Origin of the sequence: Dyella thiooxydans (genome assembly GCF_001641285.1) — a bacterium.
In the GTDB taxonomy this organism is placed as follows: Bacteria; Pseudomonadota; Gammaproteobacteria; order Xanthomonadales; family Rhodanobacteraceae; genus Dyella_A; species Dyella_A thiooxydans.
Window position 1 is genome coordinate 891,307 of sequence record NZ_CP014841.1, and the last position, 17,429, is coordinate 908,735.

Annotated in this window: 20 protein-coding genes; 10 read left to right on the forward strand and 10 right to left on the reverse strand. The window is 69.8% G+C overall.

All coding sequences use genetic code 11. The annotated features are described in order from the left end of the window. Positions 1-7: 7 nt before the first annotated feature. The 6 genes from ATSB10_RS04160 to ATSB10_RS04185 all read left to right on the forward strand — a co-directional run bounded on the left by ATSB10_RS04160 (position 8) and on the right by ATSB10_RS04185 (position 3,814). Positions 8-538 carry a CYTH domain-containing protein gene (locus tag ATSB10_RS04160; RefSeq protein WP_063670714.1) on the forward strand — a complete coding sequence of 177 codons (531 nt, stop codon included), beginning with the start codon at positions 8-10 and terminating at the stop codon, positions 536-538. Further along, complete coding sequence (gene nagZ, locus ATSB10_RS04165) at positions 532-1,548, forward strand: beta-N-acetylhexosaminidase (protein ID WP_063670716.1); 1,017 nt, start codon at positions 532-534, stop codon at positions 1,546-1,548. Before ATSB10_RS04160 ends, nagZ begins: the two co-directional genes overlap by 7 nt. Then, positions 1,545-2,093 (forward strand): hypoxanthine-guanine phosphoribosyltransferase, encoded by a 549-nt coding sequence (locus ATSB10_RS04170; protein ID WP_063670718.1) that lies wholly within the window; start codon positions 1,545-1,547, stop codon positions 2,091-2,093. The genes nagZ and ATSB10_RS04170 overlap by 4 nt, the downstream gene beginning before the upstream one ends. Positions 2,094-2,124: 31 nt before the next feature. After that, a complete protein-coding gene (locus ATSB10_RS04175; protein WP_063670719.1) occupies positions 2,125-2,676 on the forward strand; it encodes an NADPH-dependent FMN reductase in 552 nt (183 codons plus the stop codon). Positions 2,677-2,699: 23 nt separating this feature from the next. Continuing rightward, positions 2,700-3,443, forward strand: a complete 744-nt coding sequence (locus ATSB10_RS04180) for an S-methyl-5'-thioinosine phosphorylase (RefSeq protein ID WP_063670721.1) — start codon at positions 2,700-2,702, stop codon at positions 3,441-3,443. Between the two features lie 161 nt (positions 3,444-3,604). Beyond that, on the forward strand, positions 3,605-3,814 hold the full coding sequence (locus ATSB10_RS04185) for a cold-shock protein (protein ID WP_063670723.1): 210 nt from the start codon (positions 3,605-3,607) through the stop codon (positions 3,812-3,814). A gap of 126 nt (positions 3,815-3,940) precedes the next feature. Here ATSB10_RS04185 and ATSB10_RS04190 read toward each other — a convergent pair whose 3' ends face one another. The 7 genes from ATSB10_RS04190 to ATSB10_RS04220 all read right to left on the reverse strand — a co-directional run bounded on the left by ATSB10_RS04190 (position 3,941) and on the right by ATSB10_RS04220 (position 10,939). Then, the gene (locus ATSB10_RS04190) at positions 3,941-4,423 is read right to left on the reverse strand and encodes a L,D-transpeptidase family protein (RefSeq protein ID WP_063670725.1); all 483 of its coding nucleotides are present in this window, start codon (positions 4,421-4,423) and stop codon (positions 3,941-3,943) included. A 55-nt stretch (positions 4,424-4,478) separates the two neighbouring features. Then, positions 4,479-5,036: a DUF3228 family protein gene (locus ATSB10_RS04195; RefSeq protein WP_063670727.1), complete on the reverse strand. Its 558-nt coding sequence runs from the start codon at positions 5,034-5,036 to the stop codon at positions 4,479-4,481. A 54-nt stretch (positions 5,037-5,090) separates the two neighbouring features. Further along, on the reverse strand, positions 5,091-6,860 hold the full coding sequence (locus ATSB10_RS04200) for an ABC transporter transmembrane domain-containing protein (RefSeq protein ID WP_063670729.1): 1,770 nt from the start codon (positions 6,858-6,860) through the stop codon (positions 5,091-5,093). A 156-nt stretch (positions 6,861-7,016) separates the two neighbouring features. Further along, positions 7,017-7,613 (reverse strand): IMPACT family protein, encoded by a 597-nt coding sequence (locus ATSB10_RS04205; RefSeq protein WP_063670730.1) that lies wholly within the window; start codon positions 7,611-7,613, stop codon positions 7,017-7,019. Beyond that, positions 7,610-8,479, reverse strand: coding sequence for a hypothetical protein (locus tag ATSB10_RS04210; protein WP_063670731.1), 870 nt, complete (start codon positions 8,477-8,479; stop codon positions 7,610-7,612). The genes ATSB10_RS04205 and ATSB10_RS04210 overlap by 4 nt, the downstream gene beginning before the upstream one ends. Then, positions 8,476-9,030, reverse strand: a complete 555-nt coding sequence (locus tag ATSB10_RS04215) for an RNA polymerase sigma factor (RefSeq protein ID WP_063670732.1) — start codon at positions 9,028-9,030, stop codon at positions 8,476-8,478. Before ATSB10_RS04215 ends, ATSB10_RS04210 begins: the two co-directional genes overlap by 4 nt. 157 nt (positions 9,031-9,187) lie before the next feature. Further along, positions 9,188-10,939 carry a vWA domain-containing protein gene (locus tag ATSB10_RS04220; protein ID WP_063670733.1) on the reverse strand — a complete coding sequence of 584 codons (1,752 nt, stop codon included), beginning with the start codon at positions 10,937-10,939 and terminating at the stop codon, positions 9,188-9,190. Between the two features lie 115 nt (positions 10,940-11,054). Here ATSB10_RS04220 and ATSB10_RS04225 point away from each other — a divergent pair, with 115 nt between their 5' ends. After that, positions 11,055-11,528 carry a YehS family protein gene (locus tag ATSB10_RS04225; RefSeq protein ID WP_063674328.1) on the forward strand — a complete coding sequence of 158 codons (474 nt, stop codon included), beginning with the start codon at positions 11,055-11,057 and terminating at the stop codon, positions 11,526-11,528. Positions 11,529-11,580: 52 nt separating this feature from the next. Then, positions 11,581-12,153, forward strand: a complete 573-nt coding sequence (locus ATSB10_RS04230; RefSeq protein ID WP_063670734.1) for a BLUF domain-containing protein — start codon at positions 11,581-11,583, stop codon at positions 12,151-12,153. Between the two features lie 4 nt (positions 12,154-12,157). On the opposite strand, the gene ATSB10_RS04235 is transcribed toward ATSB10_RS04230, so the two are convergent. After that, positions 12,158-13,606, reverse strand: coding sequence for a lipase family protein (locus tag ATSB10_RS04235; protein WP_063670735.1), 1,449 nt, complete (start codon positions 13,604-13,606; stop codon positions 12,158-12,160). A 90-nt stretch (positions 13,607-13,696) separates the two neighbouring features. Beyond that, positions 13,697-14,167: a VOC family protein gene (locus ATSB10_RS04240; protein WP_157469046.1), complete on the reverse strand. Its 471-nt coding sequence runs from the start codon at positions 14,165-14,167 to the stop codon at positions 13,697-13,699. Between the two features lie 131 nt (positions 14,168-14,298). Here ATSB10_RS04240 and ATSB10_RS04245 point away from each other — a divergent pair, with 131 nt between their 5' ends. Then, positions 14,299-15,129 carry a YdcF family protein gene (locus ATSB10_RS04245; RefSeq protein WP_063670737.1) on the forward strand — a complete coding sequence of 277 codons (831 nt, stop codon included), beginning with the start codon at positions 14,299-14,301 and terminating at the stop codon, positions 15,127-15,129. 39 nt (positions 15,130-15,168) lie between these two features. Here the strand turns inward: ATSB10_RS04245 and ATSB10_RS04250 are convergent, their stop codons facing one another. Further along, positions 15,169-16,230 carry an NAD(P)-dependent alcohol dehydrogenase gene (locus ATSB10_RS04250; protein ID WP_063670738.1) on the reverse strand — a complete coding sequence of 354 codons (1,062 nt, stop codon included), beginning with the start codon at positions 16,228-16,230 and terminating at the stop codon, positions 15,169-15,171. Positions 16,231-16,432: 202 nt separating this feature from the next. On the opposite strand from ATSB10_RS04250, the gene ATSB10_RS04255 reads away from it, so the two are divergent. After that, positions 16,433-17,353 (forward strand): AraC family transcriptional regulator, encoded by a 921-nt coding sequence (locus ATSB10_RS04255; RefSeq protein WP_063670739.1) that lies wholly within the window; start codon positions 16,433-16,435, stop codon positions 17,351-17,353. Positions 17,354-17,429 lie beyond the last annotated feature (76 nt).

Genomic DNA, 17,429 nt, shown 5'->3' on the forward strand with positions numbered 1-17,429 from the left:
GATTGCCATGGGACTGGAGATCGAACGCAAATTCCTCCTCACCGGCGACGGCTGGCGCGCGCGCATCGAGCGCACCGAGCGGATGGCCCAGGGCTACCTGGTCGGTGCGCAGGCTTTGCGCGACGGTACGGCGAAGTCGTCGGTGCGGGCGCGCATCGCCGGCGACCGGGCCTGGCTCAACATCAAGTCGGCGCAGCTCGGCATCGCCCGCGCCGAGTTCGAATACGCGGTGCCGGTGGCCGACGCCGAGGCCATGCTGGCTACCCTGTGCGACGGCGTGCTGGCCAAGCAGCGCCATTACGTGACCGTCGACGGGGTGCTGTTCGAGATCGACGAGTTCGAGGGCGACAACGCCGGGCTGGTCGTGGCCGAGGTCGAGCTGCCCGCCGTGGATGCACCGTTCCCGCGGCCGGACTGGCTCGGTCGCGAAGTCAGCACGCTGGCGCGCTACTACAACGTCAACCTCATTGCGTACCCTTACGTGCGCTGGACGCCCGACGAACGCGACGCTCTCGACGGAGAACCCCCCACATGCTGATGATCGGTCTGGCCGGGCTCGCCCTGGAGCCGCGCGAACGCGACTGGCTGGTCGCGCCCGGTGTGTCCGGCGTGCTGCTGTTCGCCCGCAACTTCTCCTCGCGCGAGCAACTGGGTGCGCTGGTCGAGTCGATCCGCGAGGTCGGCGGCGAGAACATGCTGATCGCGGTCGACCAGGAGGGCGGCCCGGTGCAGCGCTTCCGCGACGGCTTCACCCGGCTGCCGGCGCTGGCGAAGGTGGGAGCGGCGTACGACCGCGATCCGGTCGATGCCATCCGGCTGGCCGAGGAGCACGCCTGGGTGATGGCCAGCGAACTGCGCGCCATGGGTGTGGATTTCAGCTTCGCCCCGGTGGTGGATCTTGCCCGAGGTAATGCGGCGATCGGCCTGCGCGCGTTCCACGCCGATCCGGCGGTGGCCGCCGAGTTGGGCCAGGCCTACGTGCGCGGCATGCACCTGGCCGGGATGGCCGCGGTGCTCAAGCATTTCCCGGGGCACGGCTCGGTGGCAGCCGACACGCACAAGGCGCAGGCGATCGACCCGCGCCCGCTGGCCGCCATCGAGCAGGCTGACCTGGTGCCGTTCGCGCAGTGCCTGGAGTCGCGCGTCGAGGCGGTGATGATGGCGCACGTGATCTATCCGGCCGTCGACGAGCGTCCGGCCGGCTTTTCGCCGGTGTGGATCGGCGACGTCCTGCGCGGCCGGCTCGGCTTCGACGGCGCGGTGATCAGCGACGACATCTCGATGGCCGCGGCCGGTGCCGCCGGCGGCGTGGCCGCGCGTGTGCATGCGCACCTCGATGCCGGCTGCGACCTGGTGCTGGCCTGCTTCCCCGACGTGGTGGACGAGGCCATCGCCGCCGTGGCCGGCCGTGCGCCGGGTTTCGCCCATCGCCTCGCGGCCCTGCGCGGCGCGATTGGTGCCAGCTGGGACTCGCTGACCGACAACCCGCAGCGCGACCGCTTCATCGCGCGCATCACGGCGCTGGACGCCGAAGGAACCCCCGCATGACCCTGCCGCCGCTCGCCGATGCACTGAAGAAATCCGACCTGCTGGTCGACCGTGCCGCCATCGACGCCGCCGTCGCCCGCATGGGTGGCGAGATCGACGTGGTGCTCGAGGGTGAGCGTGCGCTGTTCCTCACCGTGATGAACGGTGCGCTGATGTTCGCCGGGCACCTCGCGCTGGCGATCCGCACCGATCTCGAGTTCGACTACGTGCACGCCACCCGCTATCGCGGCGACACCACCGGCCACGACCTGCACTGGCTGCGCGAACCGCTGGTGCCGATGGAAGGGCGCACCGTGCTGCTGGTCGACGACATCCTCGACGAAGGCCATACGCTCAAGGCGGTGCGCGACGACTGCCTGCACCGTGGCGCGCGCCGCGTGCTGATCGCCAGCCTGTGCACCAAGAAGCACGACCGGCTGGTCGAGGGTGTCGCCTCGGATTTCAACGGCTTCGAACTGCCGGACCGCTATGTGTTCGGCTACGGCATGGACTACCACGAACAGGGCCGTAACCTGCCGGGCATCTACGCCCTGCGCGAGGACTGATCGGGTCCACCACACACGGGAGGGATGCGCCATGAAACTCCTCGGGATCTCCGGCAGCCTGCGCCGGGCCTCGTTCAATACCGCCTTGCTGCACGCGGCGGCGGAACTGTTGCCAGCCGGCAACAGCCTGGTCATTCATGACCTGCATGGCCTGCCGCTGTTCGACCAGGATGTGGAAGAGCAGGGCGATCCGGCCGAGGTGGTCGCTCTGAAGGACGCCATGGCCGCCGCCGACGGCTTGCTGCTGGCTTCACCCGAGTACAACGGCGGCATCACCGGCGTGCTGAAGAACGCGATCGACTGGGCCTCGCGCAAGGGCACGGCGCGCGATGTCGCGCCGCTGGCCGGCAAGCGCGTGTGCATCGTCGGTGCCAGTCCCGGCATTACCGGAACCGTGCGCGCCCAGGACGCGCTGCGGCTGGTGCTGCGTCGGGCCGGTGCCATCGTCGAGCCGCAGGGCGAGGTGCTGGTGTTCCAGGCACACACCAAGATCGCCGACGGCAGGCTGGTCGACGAGCGCACCCGCGAGGCGCTGACCCGCCATCTGCAGAACTTCATCGCGCAGGTTGAGCGCGCTTCCTGATCCATCGAACCGGAAACGATATCGTGAGCATCGATCTGGCCGTCATCGGCGGCAGTGGCCTGTACAACTTCCCCGGGCTGGAGAACGCCCAGAGGCAATCGGTGGAGACGCCGTTCGGCCCCGCCTCGGGCGATGTGGTGACCGGCGATTTCGCCGGCAAACAGCTGGCCTTCCTGGCGCGCCATGGCGAGAGCCACAGCCTGCCGCCGCACCGGGTGAACTACCGCGCCAACCTGTGGGCGCTGCACCAGCTCGGCGCGCGCCGGGTGGTCGGCGTCAACGCCGTCGGTGGCATCCGCGACGACATGGGGCCGCGGGTGATCGTGGTGCCGGATCAGGTCATCGACTACACCCATGGCCGGTTCACCAGCTTCTGCGACGTGGAAGGGGCCGAGGTGAAGCACATCGACTTCAGCGAGCCCTACACGGCGTCGCTGCGGCGCGACCTGCTCGCCGCAGCCGCGCGTGCCGGCGTGCCGGCGATCGACGGCGGCTGCTACGGCGCGACGCAGGGGCCGCGGCTGGAGACCCGCGCCGAGATCGCCCGCATGAAGCGCGATGGCTGCGACCTGGTCGGCATGACCGGCATGCCCGAAGCCGCGTTGGCCCGCGAGCTGGAGCTGGAATACGCCTGCCTCGCGCTGGTGGCCAACTTCGCCGCCGGCTGCGGCGACGAGGAGGAGATCAGCATCGAGGAGATCTTCGCCCATCTCGCGGCGGCGACTGCCGAAGTGCCGAAGATCCTCGCCGCGATGCTCGCCGGCTAGCACCCCGGAAAAAGGCCTAGCCGGGGAACCTGTTCAGGATATTGCGCTCGACCCACAAACATGCTGATACTTCGGAGGTGCCAGGGGCGGCGGACCAAGGGGATCAGGGGTTCAGCGCGAGACCTTGGTGCATCCATCCTTAAGCTTCAGAGGTTGCCGCAATGCGTTTCGGTACGGTCAAGTGGTTCAACGACGCCAAGGGTTTCGGTTTCATCGCACCCGAGGACGGTGGGGAGGACGTTTTCGTCCACTTTTCTGCGATCAACTCCAAGGGCTTTCGCAGCCTGCAGGAAGGTCAGCGTGTGAAGTTCGAAGTCACCAACGGCCCGAAGGGTGCCCAGGCTTCGGGCGTCGAGCTCGCGACTGCCTGATCGCTCGACCCAGGAAATACCCTGTAGTGGAAAGCCCCGCGCCTGGCGCGGGGTTTTCTTTTCGGGGCGCCGCATGCGGTCGCCGCGAAGCCACGGACGGTATCCGCAGGATATGGCGCGACGAACCTAGGGTTCGATATCGATCGGCGTACCGGCTGGTACCGCGGCCCAGATCCGGTCCATGTCCGCATTGCTGACGGCGATGCAGCCGCGCGTCCAGTCCATGCGCTGCGTGATCGAAGACGCCCAGCCCAGACCGTTTTTCTGGCCATGGATCATGATGTCGCCGCCCGGGGAGACCCCAGCGTTCCTGGCCAGCGCGATGTCCCGGGTGTTCGGATAGGACACGTGGATCGCCTTGTGGAAGGCACTGTGCGCGTTCTTCCGGTCGAGCAGGTAGTGCCCCTCAGGCGTGCGACCGTCGCCTTCGCGCTGTTTGGCGCCCTTGGGCCGCGAGCCCAGGGCAACCCGGTATGTGCCCAGCAGGCGCTGGCCGTCGTACAGGCGGAGTGTCCGCGTGTGTTTGATCAGCACCACGCGCGTCGCGGCTCCGCTGCCAGATGCGGGCGCGACGGCGAGCATCAGGAGGGTGGCGGCAAGAAAACGCATGGCGCTTGCTCCGGACTGGCGACGGGGGGCTGCGTCAGGGTAGCGCCGGTTGGGCCTACCCGCGCCAGTTCGCGTGGACGTCCCAGAACGCTGCTGCCTGCCGGTAGGCATCACGGTCCAGTGGCACGCCGGAGCCGCCTTCTTCCACGCCCAGCGCGTTGCGCAGCATGGTGATCGGCACCATCGGGATTTCCTCCGGCTCCATCGTGTATAGGCAGCCGACCACACCCCAGTCGGCGTCGATCGGTTCGCCTTCCTTCGCCAATTGCTCGCGGCAGTAGAGGATCGGCAGCAGGTAGTGGGCGACCGGCGGCTCCACACCCTCGAACCAGCGCACCAGCACCGGCAGTTCCTGTTTGGTGCGCGCCTCGTAGGCCGAGTGCAGCAGATGGCGGTTGGCGTCGGTGATCGGCACGGCCATGCAGCGCGTGGAGGTCCAGTTGCGGTGCACATGCAGGCGGCAGAACGGCGCGTAGCCTTCCAGCACCTTCAGCGGGGACTCTTCATTGAGGCGGCGCTCGAAGGCATCGGCGCTGCAATCCTGGATGGTGTTGCGGCGGGATTCGCGTGGGAACAGGCGGGCGCGGGCGAACGGGGTGAGGACGATGGACATGGCAGGCAACCGGTGGAACAGCGGACGAGAGTAACCCGTCCGCGACGCCTCGGCTCAGGCGACGAACTGCAGCCTGGCCAGTTCGGCGTAGAGGCCGCCCTCGGCCAGCAGGCTCTCGTGCGTGCCCTGCGCCACGATACGTCCCCCGTCCATCACCACGATGCGGTCGGCGCGCTGCACGGTGGCCAGTCGATGGGCGATGACCAGGGTGGTGCGGCCTTTCTCCAGCCGCTCCAGTGCCTGCTGGATTGCCGCCTCGGACTGCGCGTCCAGCGCCGAGGTGGCCTCGTCGAGCAGCAGCAGCGGTGCATCGCGCAGGATCGCGCGGGCGATCGCCACACGCTGGCGCTGGCCGCCGGACAGGCGCACGCCGCGTTCGCCCATTTCGGCGCGGTAGCCGTCGTCCAGCGCGCTGATGAACTCGTGCGCCTCGGCGGCGCGGGCGGCCTCGGTCACCTGCTCGTCGCTGGCGTCCTGCCGACCGAAGCGGATGTTGTCCGCGGCGGTGCCGCTGAAGATCACCGTCTCCTGCGGCACCAGCGCGATGGCGCCGCGCAGGTCGGGCAAGGTCAGCGCGCGCAAATCCACGCCGTCGAAGGTGATGCGGCCGGACTGCGGGTCGTAGAAGCGCAGCAGCAGGCCGAACACCGTGCTCTTGCCGGCGCCGGAGGGGCCGACCAGGGCGACCGTCTCGCCCGGATTCACCACCAGGCTGAAGTCCTCCAGCGCGGCGGTGTTCGGGCGGGTCGGGTAGTGGAAGCGCACGTGGTCGAAGGCCAGCGCACCGCGCGCCGGCGCGGGCAGGGCGAGCGGCTGGGCGGGGGCGGTGACCTGCGGGGTCTCGGCCATCAGCTCGCCGATGCGCTCCATCGCGCCGGCCGCGCGAAGCACGTCGCCCCACACCTCGGAAAGACCCGCCACCGAGCCAGCGGCGAACACCGCGTACAGCACGAACTGGCCGAGCACGCCGGCGTCCAGCGTGCCGGCCAGCACGTGGCGGGCGCCGGCCCACAGCACCAGGGTGATCGCGCCGAACACCAGCACGATCACCGACATGGTGAGCAGCGCGCGCATGCCGATGCGACGGCGCGCGGTGGCCAGCGCCAGGCGGATGGCGTTGCCGTAGCGGCTGCTCTCGATGCCTTCGCGGGCATAGGCCTTCACGGCGGTGGCGGCATTGAGGGTTTCGTTGGCGATCGCCGCGGCGTCGGCCAGCCGGTCCTGGCTGGCGCGCGAGAGCTTCTGCACGCGACGGCCGAAGACCAGGATCGGCAGCATCACGCCGGGAATCACCAGCGCGGTGAGGCCGGCCAGTGCCGGCGCGGTCCACACCATCGCCACCGCCGCGCCGACCAGCATCACCGCGCTGCGCAGGGCCACCGACACGCCGGAACCGACCAGCGCCTGCACCACCTCGGTGTCGGCACTGAGGCGCGAGGTGAGCTCGCCGACGCGGCTCTTCTCGAAGAACTCCACGTCCAGCCGGATCACGTGGGCATACAGCGCGTCACGCAGCGAGGCGAGCGAGCGTTCGCTGAGCAGGGTGATGCAGAAGTAGCGCCCCGCCGTGGCTACGGCGAGCACCAGCGCGACGCCGAACAGGGCGAGAAAGGTCTCGTTGATCACCGCCAGGCTGGAGGTGCCGAAGCCCTGGTCGATGATGTGGCGGAACGCCATCGGCAGCACCAGCGAGGCACCGGAAGACAGGCCGAGGAACACCAGCCAGCCAATCGCCAGGGCCTTGTGCGGCCGCAGATATGGCCAGAGCGAGCGCAGGGAGGTGAGGCGACGGGGAGAACGGGGCTTGCCGGCGTCGTCGGTCATGGGAGTCGCTTGCGGGGCATCAGCCCGCATAGTTGGGGGGCGGCGGCGGGGAATCAATGCGCAGGTTGTTGCGTCATCGACCGCCAGGCGTGCGGGTCCGGCGATCGCCGCCTGGCGAATGACGGACCGGCCCGTTACCGGACTCCCGCATCCGCCTCACTCCACGCGCTTGCCCTCGCTGCGACCGCGGGTGAGATCGACGATGCGCGCCTGCGCTTCGGCCACCCGGCTTTCCGGCAACTGCAACTGCAGCCGCGCACCACTGGCGTGGAACTGCTCGTCGGTCACGCTGGCCTCCAGCTCCGCCAGCCGTGCCTTGAGCAGGGCGAGGTCGGCGAATTCGCAGTCCAGGGCCAGCATGGCCCTGGGCACGATCGGCACCTGCTCGGCCAGCCGCAGGCACTCGGCCGCGGTGCCACCGTAGGCACGGGCCAGGCCGCCGGCGCCGAGCTTGATGCCGCCGTACCAGCGGGTGACCACGACCACGACGCGGTCGATGCCCTGGCCTTCGATTGCCTGCAGGATGGGACGCCCCGCAGTGCCGCCGGGCTCACCGTCGTCGTTGAAGCGGTAGGCCTGGCCGATGCGGTAGGCCCAGCAGTTGTGCGTGGCTGCCGGATCGCCGACTTCCTGCACGAAGGCGAGCGCTTCCTCGGGCGAGTCGACCGGGGCGGCCAGGGCGAGGAAGCGGCTCTTCTTGATGTCCTGCTCGTGCCGGCAGCGTCCCGCGAGTGCGGCGAGTGCGTCGCTCACGGGGTCCTGTCCAGATGGCGGCGGAGGTCGTCGGGCAGCGGCCAGTCGGGATGGCTGTCGTGGAAGGCCCGCAGGCGCTTGTCGGCCTCGACGGTCGCGCCCTTGGCATACAGCCCGCGGATCGCCTCCAGCTCCGCGGCGGGAGTCATCGCATTCTGGGCGGGAGCGAAGGTCGGCGCCAGCGCCGGCGCGGGCTCGGCGAACTGCGTCGGCGCCATCGGCTCCGGTGGTGCGGGAGGTGCAGGCGGCGGGGGCGCAGGCGCCATCGGTACGGCCAACGGCACGGCCATCGGCCGTTCCACTGCGGATGAGTCCGCTTTTGCGCGAAGCGCCGGCGTCGGTGCGACGCGGTCGGCAGCGGCCGGGATCTGCCGCTGCATCGCCGGGTGTGCCGATACCAAGGACGGCGGCGGGGACGCGGACGCGGACTGCTTGGCTTCGCCAGCCGGTGCCGGACTGGCGCTGACGCGCTCCTTGCCGACGGTTGCGGCGCGCATGCGGGGTGCCTTCGCACCGGCTTCGGTCGCCCGATCCGCCTCGTCGAGGCGGGCCGCATCGGCAGCGGCGGTGACCACGGAAGCCGGCGCGGCGGGTTGGGGTGTCGGGGTCTCGCGCATGCGCCAGGCCAGTCCCGCCGCGAGCACCACCGTGGCCGCGGTGCCCAGCGCAATCGGCCAGCGCGGGCGACGGCGCGGATGCGTGAGGCCGGTGTCTGCATCGACAGCCTGCGCGGCGGCACGCCGGATCGCCGCGTCCAGCGCCGGTGCGGGCTCGGACGGTGGCAGCCGGCCATACAACGCCCTCAGCTCGGCTTCGCCGGGCAGGTCGTCGTCGTGCGTGGGATCGGGCGGCAGGGGCGTGGTCATGGACTCAGTACGTCGCGCAGTTTGGTCATGGCATAGCGCAGGCGGGACTTCACGGTCTCGCGGCCCACGCCGGTGACGTCGGCGATCTCCTCCAGGCTCAGTTCGTTTTCCAGGCGCAGCAGGATGGCATGGCGCTGCTCGTCGGGCAGTTGCTCGATGGCGAGCTGCAGGCGGCGCCGCTGTTCGAACTCGGACAGCGCCTGCTCGGGTTGTTCGCGCTCGGGCGTAGGGTGGCTGGCCAGCGCGATCTCGGCTTCCTCGCCGACCGCGATCGGTCGCCTGCGTCGATAGCCATCGATGACCAGACGGTGCGCGATCTGCAGCAACCAGGTCTGGAAGCGGGCCTCCGGCCGGTACCGTTCGCGCGCGGCGATCACCCGGCTCCAGGTCTCCTGGAACAGCTCGTCGGCCAGCGCCCGGTCGCGCACGCTGCGCAGCAGGAAGCGGTAGAGCGGTCCGCGGTGATTCGCATACAGCGCGTCGAACGCAGCGAGATCGCCACGCGCGTAGGCCAGCATCAGCTGGGCATCGGGATCGACCGCCGCATCCATGGGCGGCGAGGGTACGCGATCCACGCTGTCACGATAAGTCGTCATGCGCCTCCACCGGGCCAGGGTGACCGCGTCCGTGGCGTCGTCGCGACGGGGGAGGAAAGCCGGCGGGGAACCGGCCATCGCCATCGCCAACGGCGCCACGGCACGGTCGACCTCAACGCTGCGCGGTGGCGTCGTCGGCCACGTCCGGCGCATGGGTGGACAGGCCGTCGGCCAGCGACACCAACTGGACGAAACCGGCGCGGTAGCCGTCCGGATCGTCGCCACGCGCGCCGCGGGCCAGTTCGGCGATGTGGGCGTAGTCGTAGCCGTCGGTGTAGCGCCCGCCGCGCAGCCGGTCGGCGAACGCGGCCACCGCGGCGGCGAAGCGCAGGCGTGCGCTCGCGCCGTGCGCGGGCTGCGCGGCGATCGGGCGTTCGATCAGCGAGCTGCGGTCGTGTCCGGGCAGTTTGTAGCGCAGGCGCAGGAAGGCCAGTTCGCCATGGTGGGAGTCGTCGTTCTTCGGCGTCGTGTAACGCAGCGGATCGACGCGTGCGGCGTCCGACCCGGCCGGCGTGATCTCGTACAGCGCGGTGACGTTGGCGCCGGCGCCGATGTCGCCGGAATCCACCGCGTCGTTGTTGAAGTCCTCCCGACGGAGCACGCGCTTCTCGTAGCCGATCAGGCGGTACTCCTTCACCTGGGCGGGGTTGAACTCCACCTGCACCTTCACGTCCTTCGCGATGGTCAGCAGGGTGGCGGACATCTCGTCGACCAGTACGCGCCGGCCTTCGGCCAGGCTGTCGATGTAGTGGTGGCTGCCGTTGCCGGCGTCGGCCAGCATCACCGCCATCGCGTCGTTGTAGTTGCCCTGGCCGAAGCCCAGCGTGGTGAGGGCGACCCCGCTCTTGCGATGGTCCTCGATGGTCGTCTTCAGCGCTTCTTCGCTGACCGTGCCGACGTTGAAGTCGCCGTCGGTGGCGAGGATCACGCGGTTCACGCCGCCCTTGATGAAGCCCTGCTCGGCTTCGGCGTAGGCCAGGTCGATGCCGGCCGCACCGTTGGTGGAGCCGTACGCGCCGAGCCGGTCGATCGCCGCATCGATGGTGGCGTGCCGGTCGCCGGGCGTGGAGGCGAGCGCCACGCCGGCGCTGCCGGCATAGGTGACGATGGCCACGCGGTCCTGCCGGCGCAGCTTGGTGACCAGCTGCTTGAGCGAGGCCTTGAGCAGCGGCAACTTGTCCGGCTCATTCATCGAGCCGGAGGTATCGACGAGGAACACCAGGTTGGCCGCGGGAATCGCGCTGGCCGGCACGCGGTAACCCTGCACGCCGATGAGCAGCAGTTGGCGCTGCGGGTTCCATGGCGCCGGCGCCAGTTCGGTGGTGACGCTGAAGGGCTGGCTGCGGTCCTGCGGTGGCGTGTAGCCGTAGTCGAAGTAGTTGATGAACTCCTCGGCGCGCACCGCATCGGCCGGCGGCAGCTGGCCGGCATCGAGCATGCGGCGGACGTTGGTGTACGAACCGGTGTCGACGTCCAGCCCGAAGGTCGACACGGGCTGCTCGCTGGCCAGTTGCACCGGATTGCTGTCGCGATGGGTGTAGTGCTCGGTGTTCACGGCGACCGGCAGCACCGGAGCGAACGAGGCGATGCGCATGGGGGCACCGGCGACCTGCATCGCCTTCAGCGCGCCGAGGCTGCGCGCCTCGCGGGCGAACGCGGGTGCACTTGGCGGCGCCGGCGGTGCCGGGGGCGCGGACAGGCGGTCCGTCACGGGGGGCGGACGGTCGGCCGTGGCAACCGGTGCCGGGGGCGCTGCGTGCGTGTCCGTCGCCCGTGGCGTTTGGCGGGCGGGCGCGCAGGCGGCGAGCGCCAGTGCGGTGGCGAGTGCGAGGGGCAGGGTGCGCAGCGGGAGCTTGGCGGGCATCGGACGACCTCCGGGTGGGTGTGTTGGATGAAACGCACCCGCCCGGGAAACGGGGTCGAACGCCGCCGCTCGCGGTAGCATGGGCGCCCTTTCCCCACGCGGTGCCGTCCCGACCATGCTCCACAACGACATCCTGCGCGCCATCCGCTACATGCTCGATCTCAGCGACGCCAAGGTGGTGGAACTGGTCAAACTGGCCGATCCGGCCTATCTGCTGGAGAAGGAGGACGTGCAGGCGATGCTGCTGCGTCCGGAGGATCCGGGCTACCAGACCTGCAGCACGCCGCTGCTGGCCCGCTTCCTCGACGGGCTGGTGATCTACCGGCGCGGCCGCGACGACAGCCAGCCGGCACGCCCGCCGGAGAAGCGCATCACCAACAACGTGGTGCTGAAGAAGCTGCGCGTGGCATTCGAACTGAAGGACGTGGACATGCATGCCATCTTCGAGGCGGTCGGCCTGCCGGTGTCCAAGCCCGAGCTCAGCGCGCTGTTCCGCCAGCCGGAGCACAAGAACTTCCGCGCCTGCGGCGACCAGATGCTGCGCAATTTCATGAAGGGGCTGACGCTGCGTCTACGCGGCGGGGTTTGACGTATACGCAGGGTTTGCCGCTCCGGCGGCCCGACCCTCGCGAGGCCCGACCATGTCCGACATCCACCAGCTGGTGTACGCCAGCCGTGCCACCTTCCAGCCCACCGACAACGGCGGCGGCGTCGAGCCGGAGGTGGCCCGCATCCTGATGCAGTCGCGTCGCAACAACCCGCGGCGCCAGCTGGTCGGCGCGCTGTACTACGGCGACGGGTGCTTCTTCCAGTGCCTGGAGGGGCCGCGGGACGCGCTCGACGAGCTGTTCGGGCGCTTGCAGGAAGATTCCCGCCACCGCGACGTGATGGTGCTGCGGCGCCAGTCCATCGATGCGCCGTCGTTCGCCGACTGGTCGATGAAGTACGTGCCCGCCGCGGGAGACGTGCAGACCCTGCTGGCGATACACGGCAAGGACCGCTTCGACCCGTACGCGTTCGACGACGCATTGCTGGAGGCGATGGTCGGCCTGCTGCAGCGCCGGAGCGATGCCGACAGCCTCAACCCGGTATCGGTGCCTGCACGGTCTGCGTCTGCCGCGGCGCGGACGACGGCGTCGGGCGGCGGTCGGTGGTTGTTGCCCGCGATGTTGGCGATCGTCGCGGTGGCTGCGGCGCTGTGGTGGCTGCGCTGAGCGGTCAGCCGATCAGCGCTCCCGGCAACGGATGACTGAAGTCCTGCGGGGTGAGGTCCTGGGTCAATCGGAACACGCCTTCATGGATCTTGCGTGGCAGGACCACGTCGAGCACCGTGGTCTGGTGCGGTCCCAGCGCGGTGAACAGGTCGTCGCTGGCGCCGCTCTGTGCCAGCGCGTGATGCACCAGGCCGGTCAGGTCGACCGGTTTCACCAGCGCGCCGTAGGGGCGGTGGGCCTGGATCGCCGGACGCAGCGTGCGGCGCGTGTTGCGGGGATCCGGCACGCGGTCGTCGCCGGCCAGCAGGGTGTGGTTGAGGAACAGCGACACCGTGGTGCGCTGGTGCGAATTGGCCTGGCGGTCGACCAGGAAGTCCGGCGGCATCAGGTCCGGGCTCGGTGGAGTACCGGCGGTCAGCAGGAGGCCGGCTCCGGTGAGCGGTTCGCCTGCTTCGTCGGCCAGACGCAGGATCAGCAGGCTGCGGGGATCGTGGATGTGCACGCGCGGTGGGAACGGCCCGGCCGGTTCCAGCTCCACCTTGTCCGCATCGCGCGCGGCGTTCTCCCGTTCGAAGGCATCGCACAGCGCGATATAGCCGGGTGCATCGCGCACCGCGAGGCAGCGAAGGATCACTTCAATGGTGGCCGGCTGGGCGCTGGCGAGGATGCCGTGGTCGGTGCCCGAGTGCGCGGCGCCCGCGATCATCTTGAACGCGCAGCGCGGTCCGCGCGTGAGGTAGAGCGAGAGCGGATCGGTGCCGGCGGCTACGCCGCTGCCGCCACCGGCGAGGCTCAGCACTGCATGCGAGGCGTTGAGGTTGGCTGCGGCGATGCGCACCACGCCGTCGGAGCCGTCTTCGCCGGTGTAGCTGTTCAGATGATCGTAGAGCGAGCGGTCGGGCCGGTCGCCGGTGAGCACGAAGCGGAACAGTCCGCCGTCGAGCGGATCGCTGCCGTGGATCATGTCCAGGTTCAGCCGCAGTGACTCGGCGCTGCCCAGCTCCAGCCAGTCGAGGATGCGCTGACCCGGCTCCACCCCGTCGAACCAGGCCTTCAACCGGCCGAGCACGCCCTTGCCGAGCTGGGCCAGCGCCGAGCCGAAGTTGGCCGGGGCGAGCATCACCAGGTGGCTGAGGCGGATGGTGCTGTAGCGGGTCGGGGTGTCGCGCTGCGCCCGCAGCCATTCGCGCACCACCGGGCCGCCGGTGGAATGGGTGATGCAGGCAAAGGATGGCTCGAGCAGATGCAGGTCACGCAAGGCATGGTCGAACGCGCGCACCAGGTCGGTCATGGTGACTGCGTCGTCGAAGCTCACGTATTCGCTGAGCCAGATGTCGCGGATGGTCAGCGGCAGGCCCTGCGCTGCAGCCTGCTGCTGCAGGCGCTGCGGCATCTGGCCGTAGGTGGATGTGTTGGTGACGCTCCAGCCGTGGACGAAGACCAGGGTGCCCATGCGCCGTCTCCCTTTCCATGCCCGGCGGGAGAGGGGCCGCCGGGTTTCGAGGGCATCGTACGCCGCCGCAGCGACGCCCGGGGAGCGGCCTCAGTCGACCGCCAGCGGTCGGGTCGCGGCGATCGGTGCGGCGCGGCCGTAGCCCACCAGCTCCAGGGTCTGTCCCCAGGGGGTGCGCACGTCGATGTGCAGCAGTCCGTCCGGGCCGAGCGTGCCGGCGGTGCGGTCGTCGACCAGCGGAACATGGCGCTGCCGCAGCCAGCCAAGCGTGGCATCGGCGTTTTCCGTGCGCAGGCGCAAGGCTGGCTGGTTTCCGTTGACCGGCCGGCCACGGGTGATCTCCACCACGCTGCCCGGGCCGCATTCCAGCAGCGCCCGCGAGGCCCCGGCATCGAGCACGTCGCAATTCATGGTGTCGCGCAGGAATGCCGTGGCCGCGGGGACGTCCGGTGCGGTCAGGCGGGCGTAGTCGCTACCGGACTCCGCCCGGGCGGGAGCGGAAGCGCCGGCGAACAGCAGCGCCAGCATCAGCCCGGCAAAAAACCATCCTCGTTGGATCACGACACGCACCTCGAATCGGCGATGCCCGGAAGATTGGACTGCCCGGGTGACTTTCCAGTGGCGATTCGGTGGTCGCTGCGTTTCCCGACACGAACGCTGCGCTAGGCTTGCCGTTTCGATGGAGGAAAGCGATGAGCCTGGGCGTGTTGGGGATACTGCTCGTGCTGGGATTGGTGCTGGCATGGCGGGGGGCGAGGCGGACGGGCGTGGCCGTCCTGCTGCTGGCGCTGGGGACGCTGTGGGGAGTGGGGTATCGCCCGGTGCCGCAGCGCATGCTCGATGGCCTGCAGGACGGGCTATCCACACAGGTGAGCGGTACCTGGGCGCCGCGCAACGCGATCATCCTGCTCGGTGCCGGTACCACGCGCGTGCCGGATGGCACGGTGGAGCCCTCGTTCTATGCGTTCGGCCGGATCGCGAGGGCCGCCGTGGTCTATCAGCAGTGCCACGCCTCGGGGAATGACTGCAAGCTGCTGGTCAGCGGCGGCGACGCCGTGCACAGCGGCCGCGCCGAGGCGCTGGTGTACTCGGACCTGCTTGCCGCGATGGGGGTGCCGCGCAGCGACCTGATGCTCGAGTCGCATAGCCGGTCGACCTGGCAGAACGCCCAGTTCAGCCGACCGCTGCTGGCGGCCTACCACCCGCAGAAGCTCGTGCTGGTGACGTCCGGTATGCATATGCGGCGGGCATTGCTGTATTTCGGCCATTTCGGCATGCATCCCGAACCGGTGCGTGCCGATCTGCTGCGGGCCCGCAAGGGCTGGTTGCCGAGTTCGTGGAACGCCATGGTGTTCGACCTGGCGCTGCACGAGTATCTCGGCCAGCTGCAGTTCCGCTACTACAACCTCACCGGCAAGAACCCGCCGCCATTGCCGCCGTTGTCGCTGGCGCCGCTGCCGGCGGCGGCCACCACGGTGGCACCGGCCCGGGCCTCATCGGTGCCGCTGCCGGTGCAGGAGTGACCGGAGGGCTGCGGCCTGGAGCCGCGGCCCGGTGCGGACTCAGGCCGCGTCGCGCAGCGAGGCCAGGTCGATCACGAAGCGGTAGCGCACGTCGCTCCTGAGCATGCGCTCGTAGGCGACGTTGATCTCCTGGATGCGGATCATCTCCACGTCCGAGACGATGCCGTGCTCGGCGCAGAAATCGAGCATTTCCTGGGTCTCGGCGATGCCGCCGATCAGCGAGCCGGCGATCGAGCGACGGCCGAAGATCACGTTGGCCGCGTGCACCGGCGGATCCATCGGCTCGACCAGGCCCACCAGGCAGTGCGTGCCGTTGAGCGCCAGCGTGGCCAGGTACGGGTTGAGGTCGTGCCGGGTCGGCACGGTGTCGAGGATGAAGTCGAAGCGGCGCGCCACGGCCTTCATCTGCGCCTCGTCGGTGGACAGCACTACGTGGTCGGCACCCAGCCGGCGCGCTTCGTCCTCCTTGCTCGGCGAGCGGGTGAACAGCGTGACCTCGGCGCCCAGCGCCTTGGCGAACTTCAGGCCCATGTGGCCCAGGCCACCCAGGCCGACCACCGCCACCTTGCTGCCCGGGCCGATGTTCCAGTGCTTGAGCGGCGACCAGGTGGTGATGCCGGCGCACAGCAGCGGCGCGGCGGCCTTGGCGTCCAGCCGCGGATCGATGCGCAGCACGAACTTGTCGTTCACCACGATGCGCTCGGAGTAACCGCCGAAGGTCGGCAGTCCGTCCTTCTTGTCGACGCTGTTGTAGGTGGCGACCATGCCCTCGACGCAGTACTGCTCCAGGCCCTGGTGGCAGGCCTCGCAGTGCTGGCACGAATCGACCATGCAGCCCACGCCGACCAGGTCGCCGGCCTTGAAGCCTTTCACCTCGGCGCCGACCGAGGCGACCCGGCCGATGATCTCGTGGCCCGGCACCATCGGATACCGGCTGCCGCCCCATTCGTCGCGGGCCTGGTGGATGTCGGAGTGGCACACGCCGCAGTACAGGATGTCGATCGCCACGTCGTCGGCGCGCGGCTCGCGGCGCTCGAAGCTGTGCGGGGCCAGCGGGGTGGTGGCGGACTGGGCGGCAAAGCCACGGATGTTCAATGCCATGCGGTTCTCCTTGGATGGGGGATGGTTCGGAGCGACCGGGAAATTATCGTCGCCGGGGCGGTGGGGGCCGTAGCCGGATCCTGCGGGATCCTTGCCTGTTTCTCCGGAGTCGTCGCGATGATGCTCGATATGACGTGGAGAATTGGGCAAGATCACCCGGTCGCCAAGGGTTGAAAATGTCGTGAAAACAGATGACAAGGCCATGATCCGCTCCTATCGCATGGGGCTGGATCGGGAAGAATTGGCAAGCCGCATTGAACGATACGCCACCGCCGACGGAGCCTGCGGGCGGTTCCACCCGCGGCTGGCGTTCTTCCGGGCCGAGGCGCCGGAGCCGCGGTTGTCGATGGTCTACGACCCCGCCCTGGTGCTGGTCGCGCAGGGCGCCAAACAGGTGATCCTGGGCGACGAGGTGCATCGTTACGACGAGTCGAACTATCTGCTCAGCGCGTTCGACCTGCCCGCGCACTGCCAGGTGGTGGAGGCCTCGCCGCAGCGCCCGTACCTGTGCGTGAAGCTGTGCCTGGACATGGACCGGCTGCGCGAGCTGCTGGTCACGGCGCCGGTGGCGCTGCCCGGGCCGTCCGGGCGGGGGCTGGCGGTGAGTCCGCTCGATCCGGGCCTGCTCGATGCCATGCTGCGGCTGGTGCGTCTGCTCGACGTGCCTGGCGATCTGGCCGTGCTCGGGCCGCTGGTCGAGCGAGAGATCCTGTACCGCTTGCTGACCGGACCGCAGGGCCAGCGCCTGCGCGAGCGGGCGGTGGCCGGCAGCCGCAGCCAGCAGGTCGCGCGGGCGATCGACTGGCTGCGACGGCACTACCGCCAGCCGCTGCGCATCGGCGACCTGGCTGCCGAGGTGGCAATGAGCACCTCCTCGCTACACCACCACTTCCGCGCGGTCACCGCGATGAGTCCGCTGCAGTACCAGAAGCAGCTGCGCCTGCAGGAGGCGCGCCGGCTGCTGATGTCCGAGGCCGGGGACGTGGCGTCGGTGGCCCATCGCGTGGGTTACGAGAGCCCGTCGCAGTTCAGCCGCGAATACAGCCGCCAGTTCGGCGCGCCGCCCTCGCGCGACGTCGAACACCTGCGCCGCAGCCTGGAGCGGCAGGCCGCGTCGGCCTGATCCGCCCCGTAGGAGCGCACCCTGTGCGCGACGGCCTCTCGCCCTGATTTGCGCCGCGCGCCGTCGCGCACGGGGT